This window comes from Acidovorax soli (genome assembly GCF_014207955.1).
Classification (GTDB): domain Bacteria; phylum Pseudomonadota; class Gammaproteobacteria; order Burkholderiales; family Burkholderiaceae_C; genus Acidovorax; species Acidovorax soli_A.
In genome coordinates this window covers 443,602-464,523 of record NZ_JACHLK010000003.1, presented here as the reverse complement: position 1 = coordinate 464,523, position 20,922 = coordinate 443,602, and the positions used below count along the sequence as shown (strand labels likewise).

Here is a 20,922-nt window from a genome sequence, read left to right as displayed (position 1 = left end):
CACGGACACGCATTGGCCACGAAAGGTGCCCGCCATGATGGATGAAGCCATGGAGATGACGACCTTCCAGTTGGCGAAGGGACTGACGATCAAGGACTTCATTGCCGCCAACGCCGATGTGGATGCCTGGCTCCAGAAGCAGCCCGGCTTCATCCTTCGGCGCATCTGCGAAGGCCGCGATGGCTGGGTGATCGACATGCTGCTTTGGAAGTCCGTGAGAGATGGGGAACGTGCCGCCGCAGGCATCTTGACCGAACTGGCCGACTCCCCCGTCCACGCGGCCATCGACCAGTCGACCGTGGACTGGACTATCCAGGTCTGTCGGCATCGCTGCGGCTAACCGCTGCGAAGCAGGATCACTTGCACTGCATTTCAAGGAGATTTCATGGCAATTTTGGATCACGTCGAGTTCGCCGTAAGCGACTCAGCCGTCTCGTGCAAGTTCTACGAGGCGGCGCTCCAGCCCTTGGGCATCGGCCTTGTGGTCTCCGTCGATGCGTCCAAGACCGGCAAGGGCGCGCGCCACGGCCTGGGAGTTAACGGCTATCCAACCTTGTGGATACACGATGGCGCGCAAGCCAGCCAGGGGTTGCATGTAGCCTTCTCAGCGGCGACCAGGGCACTGGTGGACGCCTTCTGGAATGCCGCCCTGGCGTCTGGAGGCGTGGACAACGGAGCGCCGGGAATCCGAACGCGTTACCACGATCACTACTATGCCGCCTATGTTCTGGACCCGGACGGTGTCAATGTGGAAGTGGTGTGCCAGGCGCAGCCGTAGAGCAGCTGCGGCTTCGCCTTGGGGACTCCAGGCGCCTCAGGCCTTGCGCAACCCCTGCAGCGTCTGCAACAGCACCACCCGTGTCTGCCCCAGCAGCATGCCTTTCCATTCCTCGTTGTCGCAATAGAACGCATCGCGCAGCTGGGCGCGGATCTCGCGTCGCTGCGCTGCCGGAGCATCGGGGTGGCGGCGCAGCCAGGTGTCTGCGCGCAGGCGGTACAGCATCTCGGGTTCGGGCACCGTGCCGAACTCCAGGCCCATGAGCGCGATGCGGGCGTTCTTCGGGCATTCGTCGTAGGCGGTGGAGACCACCGGGCCCGACACATTGGCCGAGGCCGAATCGCCGGAGAACGGTGAGAACACGTCGGCGCCCCACCAGGATTGCGCGAGCGCCAGGTCTTCGGGCGTGTTGCGGCCCGGGTAGATCTTTTCGCCGTGGCCATAGGGGCCCAGGCCGGTGTGCACATCGACCCAGCCCAGGTGCGTGGCCGATGCCGTGTACTTGCGCAGGATGGCGCGGATGGTCTGGTTGCTCCACGAGGGCGCGGTGCCGCCGTAGAACAGGCCATCGGGCGAGGTGTACTGCCCTTTGAAGACGGCATTGCGGAAGGCGGGCATGCCGTGCTTTTCAACGTAGGCGGCCAGCGCCGCGTCGTCGGCAGGCGTGGGCGGCCAGGTGGCGGGCAGCACCAGGGGCTCGACCTCGGCATACGCCGCGTTCACCGGCAGAGGTGCGCCGAAGTCGATGTGGTTGCGGTTCAGGTCGATGTTGTCTTCGTTCGTGCGGTGCAGGTGCGAGAACCCGTGCGGGTTGACCGCATGCACCAGCAGCAGCGCCACGCCGGCCTGCTCAATGCGTGCCAGCAGGTCGGCATCGTGCAGTGTGGCGATCTGTGTGCCCGATCCGCTGAAGCCTTCGGGCCCGTGCGTGCCCGAAGTGACGAGCAGGATCTTTTTCGCGTCGAGTGCGCCGAGCAGCGCCACATCGGTGGCCAGCGCTTCGCCGAGTGCGCCGCGGTGCCCCGGGAGCACAAAGGACTCGACCGCGGCGCCGCTGTGTGCGGCCGCGTCGAGGAACTTGGCGCGGGCTTCGGCATAGGTGCCCGAGAAATACCGCGTGGCGGCGCTGCGTTGGGGGATGGGCATGGCGAAGGGCTCCAGTCAAAGGTGTGTTGAGGGCTACATTGCCCAGATGCGCGGTGCCTCTCCCTGCAGCGCCCACAGCTGCTCGCGCCAGGCCACGCGCACGGCCTTGAGCAGCTTCATCGCGGGTTCCACCTGCGGGGCCAGCACGCGCAGCACCACCATGCGGTCGTTGGGGCTGGTGGCGCCGGCGGTGGCCGCCACCTGCGGGTGCTGCTCCACCACCGCGCGCGCCACGTCCAGTGCGGCGTCGCGGCGGTTGCGCTCCAGCGCGCTGCCGGCGGCAAAGAACATGCTGGCCATGCAGCGCTGGCCGGCCAGGCCCAGGGGGCTGTGCAGCAGGCGCTCGTCGGCCGCGTCGATCACGCCGCGCTCCAGCCACAGGCCGGGCACAGTGAGGTGCTGCACGAAGCGGCCCTGCACAAAGGGCTGCTCGGCATGGGGCAGGCCCAGGGCGGTCACGTCCCAGCCCATGCATTCGGCGCCGGGGGCCAGGTCGATGGTGAGGTGGTTCTCGGCATTGCAGGCGCTGTAGCACAGGGCCTCCAGCGGCAGCCATTCCATGCGCGCGCCCTCGGCCAGCGTGAGGTGGCTGCGCTGCAGCGCCAGCGGGCCGGTGGAGCGGTAAAAGCGCGTCGCGCCCGGCGTGGTCACCAGGCCGTGCGCGCCCGGGCCCACGGTGGCGGTGATGTCCAGGGTGTCGCCGCCCACCAGGCCGCCGGGCGGGTGCACCAGCACGTTGTGGCAGATGGCGTCGCCCTCGGGGTACAGGCTTTGCAGAATGCGCAGCGGGCCGTTGTGCTCGTACCGCGCCACGGTGCGGACGTTGGGAGAAGGGCCTTCAACGGTGTAGTCGAGCTGCAGGCGCGCGTGCCAGGACATCGGTTTGATCTGCTACGAAATGAATAGCTGATTATGCCAATGCCCCTGCCGCATCAGGCGTCAGGCGGCTTTGGCCACCGGCGGCACCCAACTGCGCAGCTTGCCCGGGTTGAGCAGGCCCTGCGGGTCGAAGCGCTGCTTGGTGCTGACCACCGCGGGGTCCAGGTTGTTCTGCTTGCCGTCTTCCACGATGTAGACATGCGGGTTGTTGATCTGCACGCCGTGGTCGCGGTAGATCTGCATGATCTGGTTGAGCCGCTCCTCGGTGCTGTAGCGGATCAGCTGCAGCCCGCTGCAATTGAAGGCGCCTTCCTTGGTGCGCAAGAACTCCAGGTGCATCATCACCTCGCCGCCCAGCGCCTTTTCCAGCGCCTTGACCTGCTCCAGCCGCGTCGCGGGGTTGAAGCCGCTCTGGATGTAGGTGAGCGTCTTGTCCACCTTCAGTGCATGCAGGGTGGTGTGGTTCCAGGTGTATTCGAGCAGGCTCTTGTGGCTCTTTTCCACCTCGTCGGCCGTCTTGCGGTAGCTGACGGTGCCGCCATACCTGGCGGCCATGTCGCGCATGCCGTCTTCGGAATGCGGGGCCACCAGCAGCATCACCGCGTGGCAGCCCGCAGGCAGGTGCTCGGCCAGGCTGGTGAAGTAGGCCGGGATCGGCGCGGCGAGAAAGCACACCTCCTTCTTCTCCAGCCCCGGCGCGGCGCCGAAGCGGTCGGCAAACTCCAGCGCAGCGTCGAATTCGGTGAAGCTCACGATGCATTCCGTCCACGCCACGGCGGGGGTCAGGGCCACCTCCAGCTCCAGCACGATGCCGTTGGTGCCATAGGTGTGGTGCAGCAGCATGGCTTCGGGGCCGCGCAGCTCGATGACCTGGGGCTCGGGCTCCACGGTCATGGCGCGCACGGCCAGCACATTGCCCGGCGCCGCCAGCGGCCCGTGGTTGATGGAGCCGGCCCCGCCAAAGCCGCCGCCGAACAAGCCGCCCAAGGTGGCGCTGCGGTAGGTGGACGGCAGCCAGCGCAGCTCCTGCCCCAGGGGCTTGGCCTGCGCGTCGAAGTCCGACAGGCGGATGCCCGCCTGCGCCCGGCCCACGCCGCCACGCACCCAGCCAAAGCCGTTGTAGCCCGACAGGTCCAGGATCACCCCGCCATGCAGCGGCGTGCTCTGCCCGTAGTTGCCGGTGCCGCTGCCGCGCACGGTGAGGGGGATCTGCGCCTTGGCGCAGGCGGCCACCACCTGGCGGATCTCGTCTTCCGTGCGTGGGCGCACGGCCACGTCGCCGCGCTTGCCGGCCAGGTCGCGCTTGAGCACGGGGCTGAACCAGGCAAAGTCCTGCGACAGGCGGCCCACGCGCAGCGGGTCGGCAATCCAGTCCAGGCCGGGCAGCAGATCGGGCAGTTGCTGGGCGGTGGTGGTCGGTGCGTTCATGGTGTGTCTCTCCTGGATCAGTCAATCGATCAGTCGGCCCGGTTGGGCAAAGGGGGGCCTGCACCGCGCGCAAATGCGCGGCGTGGTGGCTATGAAGTAGGGGCTTAGTCCTGTGAGTTTTCGCTGGCGTGCCAACTACCCAGCGCGAGGCGTGTCAGCCAGGCCATCAGCACGAAGAGGGCGACACCCGTGAGCGAGATCAGCAGCAGCGCAGCGAACATGCGCGGAATGTTGAGCTGAAATCCCGCCTGCAGGATCTGGTAGGCCAGCCCCGCGCCCTGGCCGCCCGTGCCGGCCACGAACTCGGCCACCACGGCACCGATCAGCGCCAGCCCGCTCGATATGCGCAGCCCACCAAAGAAGTACGGCAGGGCGCTCGGTATGCGCAGGCGCAGCAGGGTCTGCATGCGCGTGGCGCGGTTGAGCTTGAAGTAGCTCTGCAGGTCCGGCTCCACGCTGCGCAGGCCCAGCGTGGTGTTGCTGATGATGGGGAACAGCGCCACCAGCGCGGCGCAGATCACCATCGACGCCGTCGGGTCCTTCACCCAGATGATGATGAGCGGCGCCACCGCCACGATGGGCGTGACCTGCAGCAGCACGGCATAGGGGAACAGGGCGGTTTCAATGCGCTTGCTCTGCACGAACAGGAACGAGATCAGCACGCCTGCCACTGTGGCCACCGCAAAGGCCAGTACGGTGATCTTGACGGTGACCCACAGCGATCCACCCAGGGCCGCCCAGTCGGTGACCAGCGTTTTGAGCATGAGCAGGGGCGAGGGCACCAGGTAGGGCGGCAGCTCCATCGCCGTGACCAGGCCCTGCCACAGCGCGATGAGCACCAGGCCCACCAGCACGGGGTAGACCACGCGCTGCACGCGCGGCTGGGCCATCAGCGGCACGCGCGGCGCTGCGGGCTTGGCGGGGGCGCGGGCAGGCGCACTGCGCTCCGCTGGCGCGGCAGCGGAAGCTGCGGGGGCAGTCGGGTAGGGTGTGCTCATGCTGCGGTCTCCTCGGTGTCGGCGCTGGCGCGCAGCAGGCTGTCCTGCAGCTGCTTGGCATAGAGGCTGAATTCGGGCGAGACCATGAAGTCCGCCGTGCGCGGGTAGGGCGCGTCAATGTGGAACTCTTCCACCACGCGGCCGGGGCGTGCGGCCATCATCACCACGCGGCTGGACAGGAACACCGCCTCGTGGATCGAATGCGTCACAAAGATCACCGTGAGCTTCTTCTTGCGCCACAGGTCCAGCAGGTCCGCGTCGAGCTTGTGGCGCGTGATTTCGTCCAGCGCGCCGAAAGGCTCGTCCATCAGCAGCAGGTCGGGCTGGGTGACCAGGCCGCGCGCAATCGACACGCGCATCTGCATGCCGCCCGACAGAGCGCGCGGCAGTGCATTGGCAAACTTCGACAGACCCACCAGGGCCAGGGCCTCGGCCACGCGGGCATCGGCCTCCTGGCGCGGCACACCGGCCAGGTCCAGCGGCAGGCGCACATTGGTCTGCACGCTGGCCCAGGGCATGAGCGTGGGCGACTGGAAGACAAAGGCCATCTTCTTGCCGCTTTCCTCCAGCTGGGCCACGGGCTTGTGCCACAGCTGCAGCCGGCCGTCGGTGGGCTCCAGCAGACCGGCCACCATCTTGAGCAAGGTGCTCTTGCCACAGCCCGAGGGGCCGAGCAGGGTGACGAACTCACCCTCCTCGATGGTCAGGTCCACCGGCAGCAGGGCCTGCGTGCCATTGGGGTAGGTCTTCTCGGCCGACAGCACCTGCACGGCAGGGATGCTGCGCGGTGCGGGTGCCAGCGTGGGGGAGTCAGCGGGGGCGGTGGTTGTCATCGTGCGCGCCTTTCGATGGATGCGCCTCGCCGCGGGCGGCGGGGGCTGTTTCAGGGCTGTGGTGTTGTCAGAAGCTCAGGGCATAACCTTGAGGTCTTTGACGAAGGCCGTGCTATAGGTGTCGGAGAGCTTCACCTTGGCCGGGTCGATCAGCTTGGCCTCCACCAGGAAGTCGTAGCTCGCCTTGGCGCGCGCGTCGGTCATCACGCCGATGCCCATGCTGGCCGCGTCGCCGCCGGTCACCATGCCCATTTCCTTGAGCTTGGCCACGCTGTAGGCCAGCTGCTCGTCGGTCATGTTGGGGTTGTCCTTCTTGATCAGGGCGTTGGCCGGTGCCGGGTCGGCCAGGTAGCTCTTCCAGCCTTCCATGGTGGCCTTCACGAACGAGGCGACGGCGGCGCTGCGCTCCTTCACGGTCTTGTCCATGCAGCTCACCGTGGTGGCGTAGGCGGGGTAGCCCTGGTCGCTGAACATCAGCGTGTTGGCCTTCACGCCGGCCTTGGCGATGGCGAACGGCTCCGACGTCAGGTAGCCCTGCTGGGCAGTGTTCTTGTCGGCCACGAAGGGCTGGATGTTGAAGGTGTAGGGCCGCGTCTGCGCATCGTTGAAGCCGTATTTGGCCTTCAGCCAGGGCCAGTAGCCGCGCTGCGCGGACGATGCGATCAGGATGGTCTTGCCCTTGAGGTCCTCGAACTTCTTCACATCGTCGTGCGCGATCAGCACCTGCGGGTCCTTCTGGAAGACTGCGGCCACGGTGGTCACGGGCACGCCGCCCTCGCGCATCTGGATCATCTGCAGGTCGCTCGACCCCATCACGCACTCGGCCTGGCCGGCCGCCATCATCTGCACGATGTTGACCTGCGGGCCGCCCATCTTGATGGTCACGTCCAGGCCGTACTTCTTGTACAGGCCCGTGGCTACCGCCTGGTAGAAGCCGCCGTGCTCGGCCTGCGCGTACCAGTTGGTCATATAGGTGAACTTTTCCTGCGCGTGGGCCTGCATGGTGCCGGCGGCACCAACAGCGAGCAGCGCGGCTGCACCAAGTTTGGAAAGGCGGGAGGCGGTCTTCTTCATCATGGCAGGGCTCCGGTAGGTGGTGGAGGGGGAACAGGGACGAAAAGGGGTACGGACGAGGCTGCGTTCGCAGGTTTCAAGCCAGGGCGGAGGAATGCTCCACATGCCCCGTGTGGTGGGCGCGGCTCCAGGTGGGTTCGGCGCGCGGGGCCCAGCGCAGCTGGTGCAGTTCGGTGATGGCGGCGGCCCAGCTCACGGCCAGCGAGTCGAGGATGGCGTGGCCCTGCTCGGCCGTGGCGGGCAGCGGGTCGCCGATGATGCCGCTGGGCCCGAAGTCGCGCGCCGTCCAGGCGCAGGCCGGGCGGCCGTCGGGCGAGAGCAGGGGCGATGGGAAGGCGGGCGGGTAGTTCACCACCGCGCGTTCCATGTGCACGGTCTCGGGCGCCAGGGCCAGCATCAGCGCCGTCTCGGCATGGCCGGCGTGCATGGCCAGCTTCTTCTCCTGCTCCGACAAATACTTGCCCGCCACATGCGGCACGCGCCAGGTGAAGCTCGGGACCACGATGAAGTCGCCATGGCGCAGGCGCAGCTCGCGTGCGCACATCTCCAGCACCTGCGGCTGGCCGCCGTGGCCGTTGACGAACAGCAGCTTGCGAAAGCCCGCGCGGTAGACCGACTCGCCCACCTCGTTCATGGTGGCCAGCAGCGTCTCGCCGCTCAAAGTGACCGTGCCCGGAAAGTGCAGGTGCTCCTCCGACTTGCCGTAGGTGATGGGTGCCATGGCAAAGGCCGGCACCTCGGCCGGCAGGCGCGCCAGGGCATGGCCCACGACGCCTGCGCTGATCACCGTGTCCACCGCGCAGGGCAGGTGCGGGCCATGCTGCTCGGTGGCGCCCGTGGGCAGCACGATGACGGTGTTCTCCTTGTCCGGCAGATCGGCGATCTCGGTCCAGCTCAGGTAGGGCAGGTAGCGGTGGGGCGGGGTGTAGCCGTGCAGCATGGGGCAGGTCTTTCGTGAAGGGGGATGGAGGGGTCAGCGCAAGGGGAGGTAGGCGGTCGCTTCGACCTCGATCAGGATGTCGGCCGTGGGCAGCATGCCGGTGACCTCCACCACGGTGGAGGCCGGCGGCTCGCCCGGGAAGAACAGCTTGCGCACGCGGCTGTACTGGGGAAAGTGGTCCAGGTGCTTGAAGTACTGCACCAGCTTGATCACGTCGGACATCTGGCCGCCCGCGGCCTCAATGGTCTGGCGGATGCGGTCCAGCACATACCAGCTCTGCGCCAGGATGGGCCCCTCCTTGATGTCGCTGCTGAACTCGCCCGTGCGGCCGATCAGCGTGGCCGCTTCGTCCGGGATGTCTGCATAGCCGCGCACGATGCGGCTGGCGGCAGGGTCCACGGCGATGATGCCGGACAGGAACACCATGTCGCCCGCGCGGCGCCAGGCGGCGTAGCGGGCCAGGGGCTGGGCGATGCCCGGGGTGGTGGCGGGGGAAGCGGTCGTCATGCAAGGCTCCGTGCAGGAAGGGGGGAGGGGGCTGGCGTGGCGTTGGCCATGTGCCACGCCGCGCTGGCATGGCCGCTGGTGACGCGGCCGTTGCGCAGCACCACGCGTTGCTGCGTGCGCGACGGGAAGCCCCAGCCATCGGCCTGCTGGAAGACGATCAGGTCGGCCGCCATGCCCGGCTGCAGGGGCAGGGCATCGGGCCCGCAGCGCAGCCAGTCGCTGCGGCACAGCGCTTCGGACCAGCGGTCGAAGGGCGCATCGAGCTGCGCGGCCAGCACGCCGGTGGCCAGGGCCTCCAGCGGGTCCAGGCTGCCCACGGGGCAGAACGGGTCCTGGATGTTGTCGCTGGCCACCAGCACCGGAATGCCGCGCGCATGCGCCTCCTTGATGAGGGTGATGCCGCGCCGGCGCGGGGTGCGGCCGGTCACGGCGTCCTGCAGCAGCAGGTTGGTGATGGGCAGCGTGACCAGGGTGATGGGGCTTTGCGCCACGGCGTCCAGCGTGGCCAGGGCGGTGGCTTCGTCCTGTGCGGCCAGCGCGCAGGTGTGGCCGCAGACCACATGGCCGTCGAAGCGCAGCTCCTTGAGCAGCGCCGCCGTGGTGGCCAGACCCTGGGCGCCGGGGTGCAGTTCCTCGTCCACATGCAGGTCCACATTCAGGCCATGGTGCTGCGCGGCCTCGAACAAATGGCGCAAGGCCTGCGCATCCCAGTTGGTGGAATGCACGAAGCCGCCCAGCAGCGCGCCCGGGCCGCTGTCGGCCACGGTGGCGGCCAGTCGCATGGCGGTGGCGCGCTCGGTGTACAGGTGCAAGGGGATCAGGGCCACGCGCTCCAGCAGCAGGCGGCCGGTCCATTCGTGGGCCAGGGCGCGCAGCACATTCCAGGCAAGGGGCTGGGCATCGGGCTCCCACCAGTCGCAGTGCGTGCGCAGGTGCACTGTGCCGGCCTCGCAGGCCCATTGCAGGGCGCGGCTGGCCCGGGCGCGGATGTCGGCCTCGGTCCAGCCCTGGCGGTCCACCATCATGGCCTCGATGGCGCCCAGCAGGCCGGGTTTCACCGTGCCCATGCGCGGCAGGGTGAAGGCCTTGTCCAGGTGGGTGTGCGCATCCACCAGCCCGGGCAGCACCAGGGCGCCGGCCAGGTCCCAGGTGGCGCCGGCCGGGGTGGACGGCGCGGTGCTGTGCGGCGCGATGGATTCGATGCGGCCCTGCACCAGGTGCACATCGGCCAGTGCGGGCTGGCTGCCCTGGGTGGGCCACTGGCGCGGCAGCAGCCAGCGCGGCAGCCGCGCGCGCAGCAGGTGGTCGGGGGTGTTGGATGCATGCATGCGGTGCTGCCTTTATGCGAAGCGCGCCATGGCCTGGCCCACGCGCGCCTTGAAGGCCGCCAGCCGCGGCGGCGTGGCCACGTTCATGTGGTAGTAGGCGTGGTAGTCCACGCGCGCCTTGCCGCCGGTCAACAGGCGCATGTAGCGCGTGACGGACTTGCGCGGCGGGTCGCCCATGAGCAACGCCGTCCAGCGCGGGCGGCCATAGGTCACCACGGCCGAGATGCGCTTGATGTGCGTGAGCGAGGGTTTGACGTTCTGCGGGTCGCTGATGTCGAAGGCCACACCGGGCATCAGCACCCGGTCGAAAAAGCCTTTGAGCATGGCCGGCATGCCAAAGCACCAGGTGGGAAAGCAGAACACCACCGCCTCGGCCCACAGCAGCCGGTCCACATAGCCCTGCACCGGCAGGCGGTTGCTCGGCACCTCGTGGTAGCCCAAGCGTTCCTCGCGGCTGAGCACGGGGTTGAAGCCCTCGGCATACAGGTCGCAGTCGTCCACCTCGTGGCCCGCGCCGCGCAACTGCTGCACCACCTCGGCATGCAGGGCCGCGTTGTAGCTGGTCTCCACCGGGTGGCAATAGATCACGAGGATGCGCATGGCGGGGCTTCCTTCCAGTTGGGGTTCAGAGATCGAGCGTGAGCGTGGGCCCGTGGCTGCGCGCGCAGCACACGGCCACATGGGTGGCCTGTTCCTCCGCGCTCAGGCAGCTGTCGCGGTGGTCGGGCGCGCCGGCCAGCCAGCGGGTGGCGCAGGTGCCGCACACGCCTTGCTCGCACAGCGTGTCGATGGCGATGCCGGCGAGTTGCAGCACATCGGCCATGCTTTCGCCGGGCTCCACGGGCAGCCGTATCTGGCTGCGCGCCAGCACCAGTTCAAAGGCCTGTTCCGTGGCGGGCAGCGCGGCTGCCGGGGCTGGGGTGTGCATGTTTGACCACTTGATTTGATCGATTGGTCAAACTATTGCAAATGCTGTGCCAGCAGGCCTTTCGGGCCGTTGCCTGCTTTGCCCCGGGTCAAGGCGCCCTGCAGGGGTTCTGCTACGCCCGCAAGCGTGCAGCCCTGTTCACTCTGGTGCGGCGTCGGGTACCAGGCCGCAGCCCAGCAGCACAAAGTTGGTGAGCTCGCGCACGATGGGCTCGCGGTCGATGGCCTCTTCGGGCGCCAGGCCCAGCATGATGTGCACCTGCACGCCGTAGTCGGCGTAGTGCTGCGTCATGCCCCAGATCTGCATCAGCAGCAGGCGCGCGTCCAGCGGGCGCATGCGGCCCTCGGCGATCCAGCGGTCGATCAGGTCCACCTTCTGCTGGGTGGACTTCACGGCCACGGGCCAGTACCGGCCCAGGTTGCGCCCGCCGCCCAGCACCTCGGTGGTGAAGATGCGCGACAGACCCGGGTTGTCCAGCGCGTAGTCGAGCTTCTTGCGCACATAGGTGCTCAGCACCTTCTTGGGGTCGTCGCTCTGGCTGTCGAACTGGAAGGCGCCCGACCAGCCGTTGAGCACCGAATACAGCAGCTCCTCGTACAGCTCTTCCTTGCTGGCGATGTAGTAGTGCAGCTGCGGCTTGGTCAGGCCCGCGCGCTCGGCAATTGCCTTGGTCGATGCACCCTTGAAGCCATGGCGGCTGAACTCGGCAATCGCCGCCTCGCGGATCGCGCCCAGGATGCGCTCGCGCCCCTGTTTGGAGCGGCTGAGCAAGGTGCCGGAAACATTGCTGCCCTCGGCTTCGGGTTCGGTCAGGGGCGGGGCTTTGGGCGGCATGGTGGGCGATTGTCGCTGCAGTGGGCTGTTCACTGCTTCCAGAAGCCCACATGCGGGGCGCTGGCCTCTTCGATAAGGGCCGGGCCTATGCATTCGATGGCGTGTGGCGATGCCGCGAACACGTCGCGGCACGACAGCTCGGCATCGCGCTGCTCGGCGCGCTCGCCGCGGAACTCGCGCAGCCGCACCGCGTCGATGCCGAACACCACCCGGCCGATGCCCGACCAGAAGATCGCACCCGCGCACATCACGCAAGGCTCGGCCGACGAATACAGCGTGGCCTGGGCCAGCGCATCGCGGCCCACGCGCGGGCTCAGCTGGCGCACGGCATTGGTCTCGGCGTGGCCCGTGCAATCGCCCGTCTCGGTGGCGTTGCAGTAGGCCTCGGCCAGCAGTTCCCCATCCGCTCCCACCACGATCGCCCCGAAGGGTCGGTTGCCGCGCGCCCGCGCCGTGCACGACCAGGCGATGGCCTTGCGCAGGTAGGTGCCATCGGTGTCGTCGATGTCGGCAGGGTCGTCGAACTGGTGGTGCGGCACGGCGGCCATCAGGGCATGCATGGGGTGTCTCCGTCAAGGTGAACGGTTGCTGTTGCCACCGCTATGCATTTGGCATGCCACGAACAATGTGTGACATGTATGCATGCCTTTCTGGGCGCGGCCTCAGGTTTTCCACGCGCCCTGGTGCGAGGTGGCTGATTCCTCGATCAGCGCTGGCCCCACGCAATCGATGGGGTGGGGCGAGCTGTTGAACACGTCGCGGCAGAACAGCTCGGCGTCGCGCTGGTCCAGCCGCTCGCCGCGGAACACGCGCAGGCGCACCGCGTCGATGCCATAGACCACGCGCCCGATATTGGCCCAGTAGATGGCGCCCGCGCACATCACGCAGGGCTCGGCCGACGAGTACAGCGTGGCGCCCGCCAGGGCCTCGCGGCTGTGCACCGGGCTGGCCAGGCGCACGGCCGAGGTCTCGGCGTGCGCAGTGCAGTCGCCGTTCTCGCCGGTGGCGTTCCAGGCCTCGGCCAGCACCTGGCCGTCGGCCCCCACGATCAGGGCGCCAAACGGCCGGTTGCCGCGCGCACGGGCCTTGTCGGCCAGTGCGATGGCCTGGCGCAGGTACTTGCCATCGCGCTCGTCCAGCGTGGCCTCCTGCGGCAGCAGGTCGGCGGGTGCGGCGCTGCTCATGCCACCACCTTGCGCTCGGCCAGCGCGGGCAGGAAGGCGGGGTTGAACACGCGCTCGGGCGCAGGCTTGCGCGCCAGGTTGAACACGGCCGTCACCTCCTCGATCTGGTGCGCCAGCACGGCACCCTGCACGCCGCCCAGGCCCACGGCCTGCGACTCGGCCGTCTGCAGGTACAGGCGCGTGATGGCCCAGCGCTCGCGCTCCACCTCCATGTTCAGGATGGCTTCGCGTGCCTTGATGGCGGCAAACGCCGCCTCGGGGTTGGCCAGCGTCTCGCGCAGCGCGCGGTTGCTGGCGCGCAAAAACGCCTTGGCCACCTCGGGCTTCTCCTGCAGCAGCTTGCCGGCCAGCACGGCGTTGCCATACAGGGCGAGGCCTGCCTTGTTGTATTCGAGCACCGACAGCTCCTTGGCCGGCACACGCGCGAACAGCGACACGGCCGAGTCATGGAAATAGGTGGCGGCGTCGACATCGCCGCGCACCACCACGTTGTCGCGTGCGCTGAAGTCGGTGGTCACCCAGCTGAACAGTTCGGGCTGGGTCTTGAGCGCGCGTGCCACCATGGGCCAGCTGCGGCGTGTGGCCTCCACGGCGGCGGCTGCCACCTTCTTGCCCTTGAGCGACTGGAAGTCGGTGGTGACGCCCCGGTCCTTGCGGCCGATGATGACGAAGGGCGCACGGTTGTAGTACTGGTAGATGGCCTGCACCGGCGTGTCGGCGTTCTGCGCGTGGAACTCGGCCAGCGAGCTGATGTCCCCGAGGCCGATGTCGTAGGCCCCGCTGGCCACGCGCGTGATCGAGGCGACCGAGCCCGCGCCCACGTCAATGCTCACGTCCAGACCCTCGTCCTTGAAGTAGCCCTTGGCCTGGGCCAGGAAGAAGGGCGAGGTCTGGCTGGTCACGCGAAAGTCCAGCGTGAACTTGAGTGGGGTTAGCGTGCCCTGGGCATGCACCACGGCAGGGGCGCCCAGCGTGGCAGCGATGGAAGAGGCGAGGGTGGTCGAGAGAAAGCGGCGGCGGTGCAGCATCATGGCGGTGGTGGCCCAGTTTCGGTGGAATGTCCCGGACCATGGGGCCCGCAGGGCCCCCGGGGTGCCGGGTCGAACTGAGCAATTTCCGGGCGCCACCATCCAAGAACCTGTTCAAAGTCTTTTAGTAGCCGCGCAAGTCCCTTTTCGGGATGGGATGCAAGGCGCGGTGCGCAGTTGATAGCTCGGCTATCAACAAGCGCCGCAACGCCGCAGACCGCCCGAAAAGGCACTTGCCCTTCGGGTTGGAGTGAAATCGGGCGATTGGACGCCCCGGCTGCTTGCATGGGCATGAGCCCATGCGGTGCATCCGAAGCATCCACTCATCCCGATTGCACTCCAACGCGGCTGCTAAAAGACTTTGAACAGGTTCTAAAGGGGTGGCAGCGCTGAACGCTTCTACTCGATAGGGGCTGATGCAGAAAGCGTGCCCGGTGTTGCAAAAGCGCCGCGCTGTGCTGTGCAGCAGGCCCTTTTTTGCGCGGCCTTGCCTCGGCGCAAGCCGCTGCAGAACCTGTTGTGCGACGCGCTGGCGTGCGCTGGCATGTGCGGGGTACGCACCTGCGGTGCGCAGGCTTGGTGCGTTGCTGCCCTGGTTTGGTGAGTGCGTGGGCCCCTGGGCCGGCCGGTGCGATGCGGTTTCCCTGTGAAGGGCTTGGCGGCGTGCTTGGCCTGCCGTTTGCTAGCATCAGGCCTGAGAGTAGAAGCGTTCAGTCCAGCCAATCCGCATTGCGTGGACCGGCTGGCGGGTCATTGCTCTTGAAGCCGGTGGCGGCTTGCGTGCGGTGCGTGTGCCTGTTGAGGGCCTGCGCAGCCTGTGGGCCGTTGCCATTGTTCCCTTCAAGAGCCACATGGCGCCGTGCCGCTTCACTGCCAGCGAGCGGCCTGCCGTGTGCCTTGTTTTTGATCCAACGAGGAAACAGACACCATGCAGACCACAGCCGCAAACCCCGCCACCCCCGTCTATGAGCCCACCGTCGCCCCCGACGTGCTGGGCGAGCTCGAAAAAGAATCGCGCATGGGCGGCGCGATGGACGGCGAGACCTCCACGCGCGAAGTGCGCCGCATCGACATCTCCAACTTCGACGCGCGCAAGCAAGAAATCGCCGAGCAACTGTGGGCCGCATCGGTCGACATCGGCTTCTTCCAGGTCACGAACCACGGCATCCCCATCGAAGACATCCGCGCCGCCTTCGCGCGTGCCGAAGCCTTCTTCGACCAGCCCAAGGACACCAAGGCCCAGTGGCCGCTGTCGCGCAACTCCGGCTGGGAGCACAAGGCGCAGATCCGCCCCTCCACGCGCACGCCCGACCAGAAGGAGTCCTACCAGGTCACCCGCCCGCGCATGGAGGGCCTGTGGCCCACCGAGGCCGAGCTGCCCGGCTTCCAGGCCGCCACGCTGGCCTTCGAGCGCCAGTGCTGGGAAGTGGGCATGCGCCTGCTCTCGTGCTTTGCCTACAAGCTGGGCTTCGATGCCGACTTCTTCACCCGCGCCCACCAGCCCGACCTGCCCACCTACCAGAGCACGCTGCGCATGCTGCACTACTTTGCGGTGGACCCCGCGCTCAAGGACGAGCTGGGCCTGTGGCGCGCTGGCGCCCATACCGACTTCGACTGCCTCACCCTGCTGTTCCAGCGCCCCGGCCAGGGCGGCCTGCAGGTGCTGCCCGGCAAGGAGGCCGAAGGCCGCCAGTGGACCAGCGTGGAGCCGGCCGAAGGTGTGATCACCTGCAACATCGGCGACATGCTCATGCGCTGGAGTGACGACCAGTTGCCCAGCAATTTTCACCGTGTGCGCAACCCCCAGCCGCACGAATACCAGGGCGCGCGCTACAGCCTGGCCTTCTTTTGCCAGGCCAATGAAGACGCGGTCATCGAAGGCCCTGCCAAGAAATACCCGCCCATCACCGGCGCGGAATACCTGCGCCAGCGCATCAGCGCAAACTTTTCGAATAAGTACTGAGTGACGGGCGTGCGGGGCTTTCTCAGCCCCCGCCCCGCATCCAGAAGTACGCGCCCACCGCAATCGCCACCACCACGGCCACCACGATCCAGTTGCCCATGCCGCCACTGGGCTGCTGGCCCGGCGAGAGTCCGGGTGCCACGGCCCCCATGCCGATGGAGGCGGGCCCGGCCATGGACTGCTCGATCGCCTCGGCACGGTCCTTGGCGTCCTTCAGGCCCAGGCCCTCGTGGTCGCGCAGCAGGCGGATGGCCTCGATCTTGTTGCCCTCGGCCAAGGCCTGGCGCACCGCATCGGGCACGTGCAAGGGCGCTTCGGCCTGCGTGGCCATCGACACGTTCTCCCCGGCCTGGTACGCGTCGATCAGGTCCTTGGCTTCCTTGAGGCCCAGGCCCGTGGCGGCGCGCAATTGCTTGATGGCATCGATGGTGCGGCCCGCTTCGAGCGAGGCCAGCACGTCGGGTGGCAGGAAAGGGCCGGCAGGGCGCATGGCAACACATCCTGGAAGTGGAGTCCCGGGTGTTCTACCACGCAAGGATGCCACCGCACGCAGGCGCGGCCCGCCCTTGCATTCCGTTGCAGCTTGCCGTTACTTCGCGCTGACGCGGAACACGTTGTCCTCCGGGTCGGCCAGCACCGCCTGCCACTGGCCGTAGTAGGTGGCATAGGGCGGCTTGATGAGCTGGCCGCCCAGGGCCACGGCGTGGGTACTCGCGCTGTCCACCGCCGCGCGCGTGTCCAGCATGAAGGTGGCGTAGCCCGTCACGCTGCGCGGTGGCGGCAGCGCCTCGTCGGGCCGGCGGTCGGCCAGGCCCAGCAGGGCATAGGCCTCGGGCGCGTTGAAGCCCAGCTGAAAGTGCTCCGTCTCCACCGCACGGTAGATGGGCGAGCGCGTGCCCTCGGCTTCGGGCAGCTGCAGCAGCGCCTGGTAAAAGCGCAACTGCGCCTCGATGTCGCGGCACAGCAGGTTGAACCACAACTTGGTCATGCCATTGCCGCCTGCTTGCTGTCGCTCAGGCCATAGGTCTTGCGGTACATGGCCTGCAGGTGCTCGCCCACGGTGCAGGGTTCGTAGCGCGGCACCTCGCCCGCGGGCACGCAGGTGGGCACGGGCACCACCTGGGCCTCGTAGTCCGGCGTGTAGAAGAAGGGAATGGAATGGCGCGGCGCCCCGCCGCTGTGCACATTGCGCACGCGGTGCGGGTTGGATCGGTACAGCCCGTTGGTCCAGCGCGGAATCATGTCGCCCAGGTTCACCACCAGCGCCCCTTCCACCGGCGTGGCCGCGGCCCATTCGCCACTGGGCAGCTTCACCTCCAACCCGCCATGGCGGTCCTGCGCCAGCAGGGTGATGGCGCCCCAGTCCGTGTGCTCGCCGGCGCCGAAGGTCAGCGCATCGGCTCCCTCGGGGTGCGGCGGGTAGCGCAGCAGCCGCAGCGTGAGCATGGGGCTCGCGTGCGTGTGGTCGAAGTAGTCCTCGGGCAGGTGCAGCGACAGGGCCAGCAACTGCATCAGCCGCAGTGCCAGTTGCTGCATGGCCGCGATGTAGGTGCGGCACTGGTCGCCCAGTTCGGGCAGCTCGGCGGGCCACTGGTTGCGGCCGTACGAGTGGTAGCCGCGCTGCACATAGGGGTGGTCGGCCGCATAGTCCAGCCCGCAGTAAAAGCTTTCCTTGAGGTCCGGCCGCGCGCCCGCGTCCAGCGTCTGGCCGCCCAGGCTTTCGTAGCCGCGCATCGAGGGGGACTTGTGCAGCGAAATCGCCTCCTTGCCCGCCAGCGGCAGGTCGAAGAACTGCTGCACCAGCGCGAACTGGCGCGCAATCAATTCCTGCGGCACACCGTGGTTGCGCACATAGAAGAAGCCCGGGCCCATGCAGGCCCGGCGCAACTCGGCGGCGACCGCGGCGCTGCGGGCGGCGCCGAACTGCAGCGCCCCGGTCAGGTCGATGAGGGGGATGCCCATGGAGATTCCCCGCTCAGGCCTTGAGCTTGCGGTCTGCCGGTGCGGGCAGGAAGCGGTCGCTCCAGATGTCCGCCACCGCCAGGCTGGTCTTGAGGCCAAAGGCCGCCACCGTCTCGTCGATGGTGGCCTGCAGGCGCGCCGGCGTGGCCGCGCCCCAGCCGTTGGCCTGGGTCTCGGCCGTCTTCATGGTGCCGTCCACGATGAGCTGCAGGCGTTCGAGCTCGATGGCCTCGTTGGCCAGCGGCTCGCGCGCCTTGATGGCGGCGGCGCCCGCCTTGGGGTCGGCCATGGCCTCGGTCCAGCCGCGCGTGGTGGCCTTCACAAAGGCCTTCATCGCGTCCGGCGCGTCCTGCATGGCCTTGGGGTTGGCGATCAGGCCGTTGCCGTACGACTTCATGCCGAAGTCCGAGAAGCGGAACACCGTGAGCTGCTCGGGCCCCATGCCGCGCGCCTTCAGGTTGAGCAGGCCGGTGAAGAAGAAATACGCCGCCGCATCGAAGTCGCCTTTCACGAAGCGCGTGTCGCCGATGTCCGGCGCCACGTTCTCCCACTTCACGCCGCTCGCGTCAAAGCCCTGGGCCTTGGCAAACACCGGGAACAGCTTGCGCGAGGCATTGAAGGGCTGGCCCAGAATGGTCTTGCCCGCCAGGTCGCCGGGCTTCTTGATGGCGCCATCCTTGCGCACCATCACCGCGTTGGGGTTCAGGTCGTACTGGATGGCCACGGCCGCCAGCCTGGCCGACGGGTTGGCGGTGTTGAACTCGATCATGGTCGCCAGGTCGGCCGAAGCCACGTCGTAGGCACCGCTGGCCACCAGGCTGATGGCCGACGCCGAGCCGTTGCCCGTGTCGATGGCCACGTCCAGCCCCGCATCCTTGTAATAGCCGCGCTGCTGCGCGAGCAGAAAGCCCGCGCCCGAGGCCTCGATCTTCCAGCCCAGGTTGAACTTGAACTTGTGCAGGCTGCCCTGGCCGAAGGCCAGGGGTGCAGCAGCACCGACAAAGGCAGCGGCACCGGCCGCGCGCAGAAGGGAACGACGCTTCATCATGATGGCACTCCGTCAGTCACAGGTGGTTGGTCGGAACAAACCGGCGTGCCAGCAGGGCGGGGTGATGAGCGATGAATGAACGAACGAACTGAACCGGTGCACCCGCGCACTTGAAGACACAGCCGGCGCCCATGCAGGTGCACGGGCAGCGGTCTTCAAGAGCAATTTCCGGACGCAGCGTCCCGCGCGGCACCGGGGCGGTGCAGGCGCGGTCCACCACGGTGAACGCTTCTACTCTTGCGGAAAGAACAGATGCAACTTCTGTGCCCGCGGTGCATGAAACTGGCGTGGCCGAGGCCAGTGCCCCCGCGCAAGGGCCGCCCCGCCGCGCTGGGGGCGTCCCCCTCCCGACTCGCGCAGCAAGTCGAGAGAGGGGTGAAGGCGCGGAGCGACTCAGGGGGTGTTTCGTTTCATGGCATCACCCACCGGTCGGCCGCCGCGCGGATGTGCGAGCGCATCGCCGCCTCGGCCGCCAGCGGGTCGCGCGCCTGCAGGCAGCGCAGGATCTCGTCGTGCTCGGCCACGGCCTCGTCCCAGGTGGGCTGGCCTTCCAGGCGGTTGCGCATGTGGCTGGCCAGCGGGCCGCCGCGCTCGTCGAACAGCGTGCCCACCAGGCTGGTGAGCACCGAGTTGCCCGCCATCTCGGCAATGCGCACGTGGAACTGGCGGTCGTGCGCCATCACGTCGCGGCCGGCGGCGATGTCGGCGCGCATGGCGTCGATGCTCTCCTGCACGCGCGCCAGGCCCTGGGGCGTGGCGTTCACGCAGGCCATCACGATGACCGCGCCCTCCAGCGCGCCGCGCGCCTGCATCAGCTCGGCCGGGCTCTCGCCCATCGAGGGTGGCAGCGGCGTGCGGCGCAGCGCGCGGCTGCACACGTACACGCCCGATCCCATGCGGATCTCCACACTGCCCTCGATCTCCAGCGCAATCAGCGCCTCGCGCAGCGAGGGGCGCGACACGCCCAGTTGCTGCGCCAGGTCGCGCTCGGGCGGCAGGCGGCTGCCCTCCTTGTAGTTGCCCTGCTGGATCAGGGCGCGCACCTTGTCTGCGATCAGCTGGTACAGGCGGCGGGAGGAGTCCACGGATTTGGCAACGTCGTTCATCGAAAGCGGATAAGGCAGTAATGCTGGAATTGGTCAGATCAGGTGGTCTGACCAAAGTTGAGAATTCTGCTGGGTTTTGGATTTTTTGAAGTGGCTTAAACCGCCATTTCCCTCTGTGGGGCGATTGTCGGCGGGCCCGCAAACCCTCCAACTAGGGGTTAACCCGGTAAGGCCAATTTGAAACGTGTTGTTCAATTGGCCTTACCAGAGATTGACTGGACTGACCAGGCGAAGACAACGCCCCAGTCCGCAGCCGGATTCCCACCTTGAATTACTCCTTCGATTTCTCCGCGCCGCTGGCCTACTGGCCAGACCTGCTGGCAGGTGCGTGGACCACGTTGACGCTGTCCCTGGCGTCCACCTTCTTCGGCTTCCTGCTCGGCGTGTTCTGCGCGCTGGCCAACACCGGGCGCAGCCAATGGCTGGCCCGCGTGGCAGGCGCCTATATCGAGATCATCCGCAACACGCCCTTGCTGGTGCAGGTGTTCATCGTGTACTTCGGCCTGTCGTCCATGGGCTTCCAGGTGGGGGCTTTCACCGCCGCCACCGTGGCCCTGGTCGTCAACGTGGGCGCCTACACCAGCGAGATCGTGCGCGCCGGCATCGAATCCATCCCCAAGAGCCAGCTCGAAGCCGCCGACTGCCTGGGCCTTACCCGCTGGCAGATGCTGCGCCACGTGGTGCTGCCGCCGGCCATCGAGCGCGTGTTCCCCGCCCTCACCAGCCAGTACGTGCTGCTGATGCTGGCCTCGTCCATCTGCTCGCAGATCTCGGCCGAGGAGCTGACCGCCGTGGCCAACCGCGTGCAGTCCGACACCTTCCGCTCGGTCGAGACCTACCTCATCGTCGCCGTCGCCTACCTCGCCATGTCGCTCGTCATGCGCGCCGTGTTCTGGCTGGTGGGCCTGATCGCCTTCCCGCGCCGCCGCCGCCTGGGCACCCCTCTGTAAAGGACCGC

At 67.8% G+C, this 20,922-nt stretch carries 24 protein-coding genes; 4 read left to right on the top strand and 20 right to left on the bottom strand.

Translation table 11 applies throughout. The features are described 5' to 3' along the window. Nucleotides 1–34 precede the first annotated feature (34 nt). The gene (locus HNP48_RS10810; protein ID WP_221480164.1) at nucleotides 35–340 is read left to right on the top strand and encodes a hypothetical protein; all 306 of its coding nucleotides are present in this window, start codon (nucleotides 35–37) and stop codon (nucleotides 338–340) included. 45 nt (nucleotides 341–385) lie between these two features. After that, nucleotides 386–778 carry a VOC family protein gene (locus HNP48_RS10805; protein WP_184856911.1) on the top strand — a complete coding sequence of 131 codons (393 nt, stop codon included), beginning with the start codon at nucleotides 386–388 and terminating at the stop codon, nucleotides 776–778. A gap of 36 nt (nucleotides 779–814) precedes the next feature. On the opposite strand, the gene HNP48_RS10800 is transcribed toward HNP48_RS10805, so the two are convergent. The 15 genes from HNP48_RS10800 to HNP48_RS10730 all read right to left on the bottom strand — a co-directional run bounded on the left by HNP48_RS10800 (nucleotide 815) and on the right by HNP48_RS10730 (nucleotide 13,882). Then, nucleotides 815–1,924 carry a M14 family metallopeptidase gene (locus HNP48_RS10800; protein ID WP_184856910.1) on the bottom strand — a complete coding sequence of 370 codons (1,110 nt, stop codon included), beginning with the start codon at nucleotides 1,922–1,924 and terminating at the stop codon, nucleotides 815–817. A gap of 33 nt (nucleotides 1,925–1,957) precedes the next feature. After that, nucleotides 1,958–2,803 carry an urease accessory protein UreD gene (locus HNP48_RS10795; protein WP_184856909.1) on the bottom strand — a complete coding sequence of 282 codons (846 nt, stop codon included), beginning with the start codon at nucleotides 2,801–2,803 and terminating at the stop codon, nucleotides 1,958–1,960. A 60-nt stretch (nucleotides 2,804–2,863) separates the two neighbouring features. Next, nucleotides 2,864–4,231: an FAD-binding oxidoreductase gene (locus tag HNP48_RS10790; RefSeq protein ID WP_184856908.1), complete on the bottom strand. Its 1,368-nt coding sequence runs from the start codon at nucleotides 4,229–4,231 to the stop codon at nucleotides 2,864–2,866. A gap of 104 nt (nucleotides 4,232–4,335) precedes the next feature. Beyond that, nucleotides 4,336–5,229 carry an ABC transporter permease gene (locus tag HNP48_RS10785; RefSeq protein WP_409362543.1) on the bottom strand — a complete coding sequence of 298 codons (894 nt, stop codon included), beginning with the start codon at nucleotides 5,227–5,229 and terminating at the stop codon, nucleotides 4,336–4,338. Then, entirely contained in the window at nucleotides 5,226–6,062 is an 837-nt protein-coding gene (locus HNP48_RS10780; protein ID WP_184856907.1) for an ABC transporter ATP-binding protein, read from the bottom strand. The genes HNP48_RS10785 and HNP48_RS10780 overlap by 4 nt, the downstream gene beginning before the upstream one ends. Nucleotides 6,063–6,137: 75 nt before the next feature. Next, nucleotides 6,138–7,136 carry an ABC transporter substrate-binding protein gene (locus HNP48_RS10775; RefSeq protein WP_184857104.1) on the bottom strand — a complete coding sequence of 333 codons (999 nt, stop codon included), beginning with the start codon at nucleotides 7,134–7,136 and terminating at the stop codon, nucleotides 6,138–6,140. Nucleotides 7,137–7,212: 76 nt separating this feature from the next. Then, nucleotides 7,213–8,076, bottom strand: coding sequence for a creatininase family protein (locus HNP48_RS10770; RefSeq protein ID WP_184856906.1), 864 nt, complete (start codon nucleotides 8,074–8,076; stop codon nucleotides 7,213–7,215). A 33-nt stretch (nucleotides 8,077–8,109) separates the two neighbouring features. Beyond that, nucleotides 8,110–8,583: a RidA family protein gene (locus HNP48_RS10765; RefSeq protein ID WP_184856905.1), complete on the bottom strand. Its 474-nt coding sequence runs from the start codon at nucleotides 8,581–8,583 to the stop codon at nucleotides 8,110–8,112. Continuing rightward, nucleotides 8,580–9,911 carry an amidohydrolase family protein gene (locus tag HNP48_RS10760; protein ID WP_184856904.1) on the bottom strand — a complete coding sequence of 444 codons (1,332 nt, stop codon included), beginning with the start codon at nucleotides 9,909–9,911 and terminating at the stop codon, nucleotides 8,580–8,582. Before HNP48_RS10760 ends, HNP48_RS10765 begins: the two co-directional genes overlap by 4 nt. Before the next feature lie 12 nt (nucleotides 9,912–9,923). After that, nucleotides 9,924–10,511, bottom strand: coding sequence for an NAD(P)H-dependent oxidoreductase (locus HNP48_RS10755; protein WP_184856903.1), 588 nt, complete (start codon nucleotides 10,509–10,511; stop codon nucleotides 9,924–9,926). A gap of 25 nt (nucleotides 10,512–10,536) precedes the next feature. Then, on the bottom strand, nucleotides 10,537–10,839 hold the full coding sequence (locus HNP48_RS10750; RefSeq protein WP_184856902.1) for a 2Fe-2S iron-sulfur cluster binding domain-containing protein: 303 nt from the start codon (nucleotides 10,837–10,839) through the stop codon (nucleotides 10,537–10,539). Between the two features lie 138 nt (nucleotides 10,840–10,977). Then, a complete protein-coding gene (locus HNP48_RS10745) occupies nucleotides 10,978–11,673 on the bottom strand; it encodes a TetR/AcrR family transcriptional regulator (protein ID WP_260420191.1) in 696 nt (231 codons plus the stop codon). A 29-nt stretch (nucleotides 11,674–11,702) separates the two neighbouring features. After that, nucleotides 11,703–12,233, bottom strand: coding sequence for a nucleoside deaminase (locus HNP48_RS10740; RefSeq protein ID WP_184856901.1), 531 nt, complete (start codon nucleotides 12,231–12,233; stop codon nucleotides 11,703–11,705). Nucleotides 12,234–12,335: 102 nt separating this feature from the next. Further along, nucleotides 12,336–12,857, bottom strand: coding sequence for a nucleoside deaminase (locus tag HNP48_RS10735; protein WP_184856900.1), 522 nt, complete (start codon nucleotides 12,855–12,857; stop codon nucleotides 12,336–12,338). After that, the gene (locus tag HNP48_RS10730; protein WP_184857102.1) at nucleotides 12,854–13,882 is read right to left on the bottom strand and encodes an ABC transporter substrate-binding protein; all 1,029 of its coding nucleotides are present in this window, start codon (nucleotides 13,880–13,882) and stop codon (nucleotides 12,854–12,856) included. Before HNP48_RS10730 ends, HNP48_RS10735 begins: the two co-directional genes overlap by 4 nt. A 931-nt stretch (nucleotides 13,883–14,813) precedes the next feature. Here HNP48_RS10730 and HNP48_RS10725 point away from each other — a divergent pair. Further along, nucleotides 14,814–15,848: an isopenicillin N synthase family dioxygenase gene (locus HNP48_RS10725; protein ID WP_409362542.1), complete on the top strand. Its 1,035-nt coding sequence runs from the start codon at nucleotides 14,814–14,816 to the stop codon at nucleotides 15,846–15,848. A gap of 22 nt (nucleotides 15,849–15,870) precedes the next feature. Here HNP48_RS10725 and HNP48_RS10720 read toward each other — a convergent pair whose 3' ends face one another. The 5 genes from HNP48_RS10720 to HNP48_RS10700 all read right to left on the bottom strand — a co-directional run bounded on the left by HNP48_RS10720 (nucleotide 15,871) and on the right by HNP48_RS10700 (nucleotide 19,964). Further along, complete coding sequence (locus HNP48_RS10720) at nucleotides 15,871–16,338, bottom strand: ribosomal protein L7/L12 (RefSeq protein ID WP_184856899.1); 468 nt, start codon at nucleotides 16,336–16,338, stop codon at nucleotides 15,871–15,873. Nucleotides 16,339–16,437: 99 nt separating this feature from the next. After that, the gene (locus HNP48_RS10715) at nucleotides 16,438–16,836 is read right to left on the bottom strand and encodes a VOC family protein (RefSeq protein WP_184856898.1); all 399 of its coding nucleotides are present in this window, start codon (nucleotides 16,834–16,836) and stop codon (nucleotides 16,438–16,440) included. Beyond that, nucleotides 16,833–17,810: an isopenicillin N synthase family oxygenase gene (locus HNP48_RS10710; RefSeq protein WP_184856897.1), complete on the bottom strand. Its 978-nt coding sequence runs from the start codon at nucleotides 17,808–17,810 to the stop codon at nucleotides 16,833–16,835. The genes HNP48_RS10715 and HNP48_RS10710 overlap by 4 nt, the downstream gene beginning before the upstream one ends. A gap of 13 nt (nucleotides 17,811–17,823) precedes the next feature. Further along, nucleotides 17,824–18,858, bottom strand: a complete 1,035-nt coding sequence (locus HNP48_RS10705) for an ABC transporter substrate-binding protein (protein WP_260420190.1) — start codon at nucleotides 18,856–18,858, stop codon at nucleotides 17,824–17,826. A gap of 410 nt (nucleotides 18,859–19,268) precedes the next feature. Next, on the bottom strand, nucleotides 19,269–19,964 hold the full coding sequence (locus HNP48_RS10700; RefSeq protein ID WP_184856896.1) for a FadR/GntR family transcriptional regulator: 696 nt from the start codon (nucleotides 19,962–19,964) through the stop codon (nucleotides 19,269–19,271). A 266-nt stretch (nucleotides 19,965–20,230) separates the two neighbouring features. On the opposite strand from HNP48_RS10700, the gene HNP48_RS10695 reads away from it, so the two are divergent. Further along, nucleotides 20,231–20,914 (top strand): amino acid ABC transporter permease, encoded by a 684-nt coding sequence (locus tag HNP48_RS10695; protein ID WP_184856895.1) that lies wholly within the window; start codon nucleotides 20,231–20,233, stop codon nucleotides 20,912–20,914. The last annotated feature ends 8 nt before the right edge of the window (nucleotides 20,915–20,922 follow it).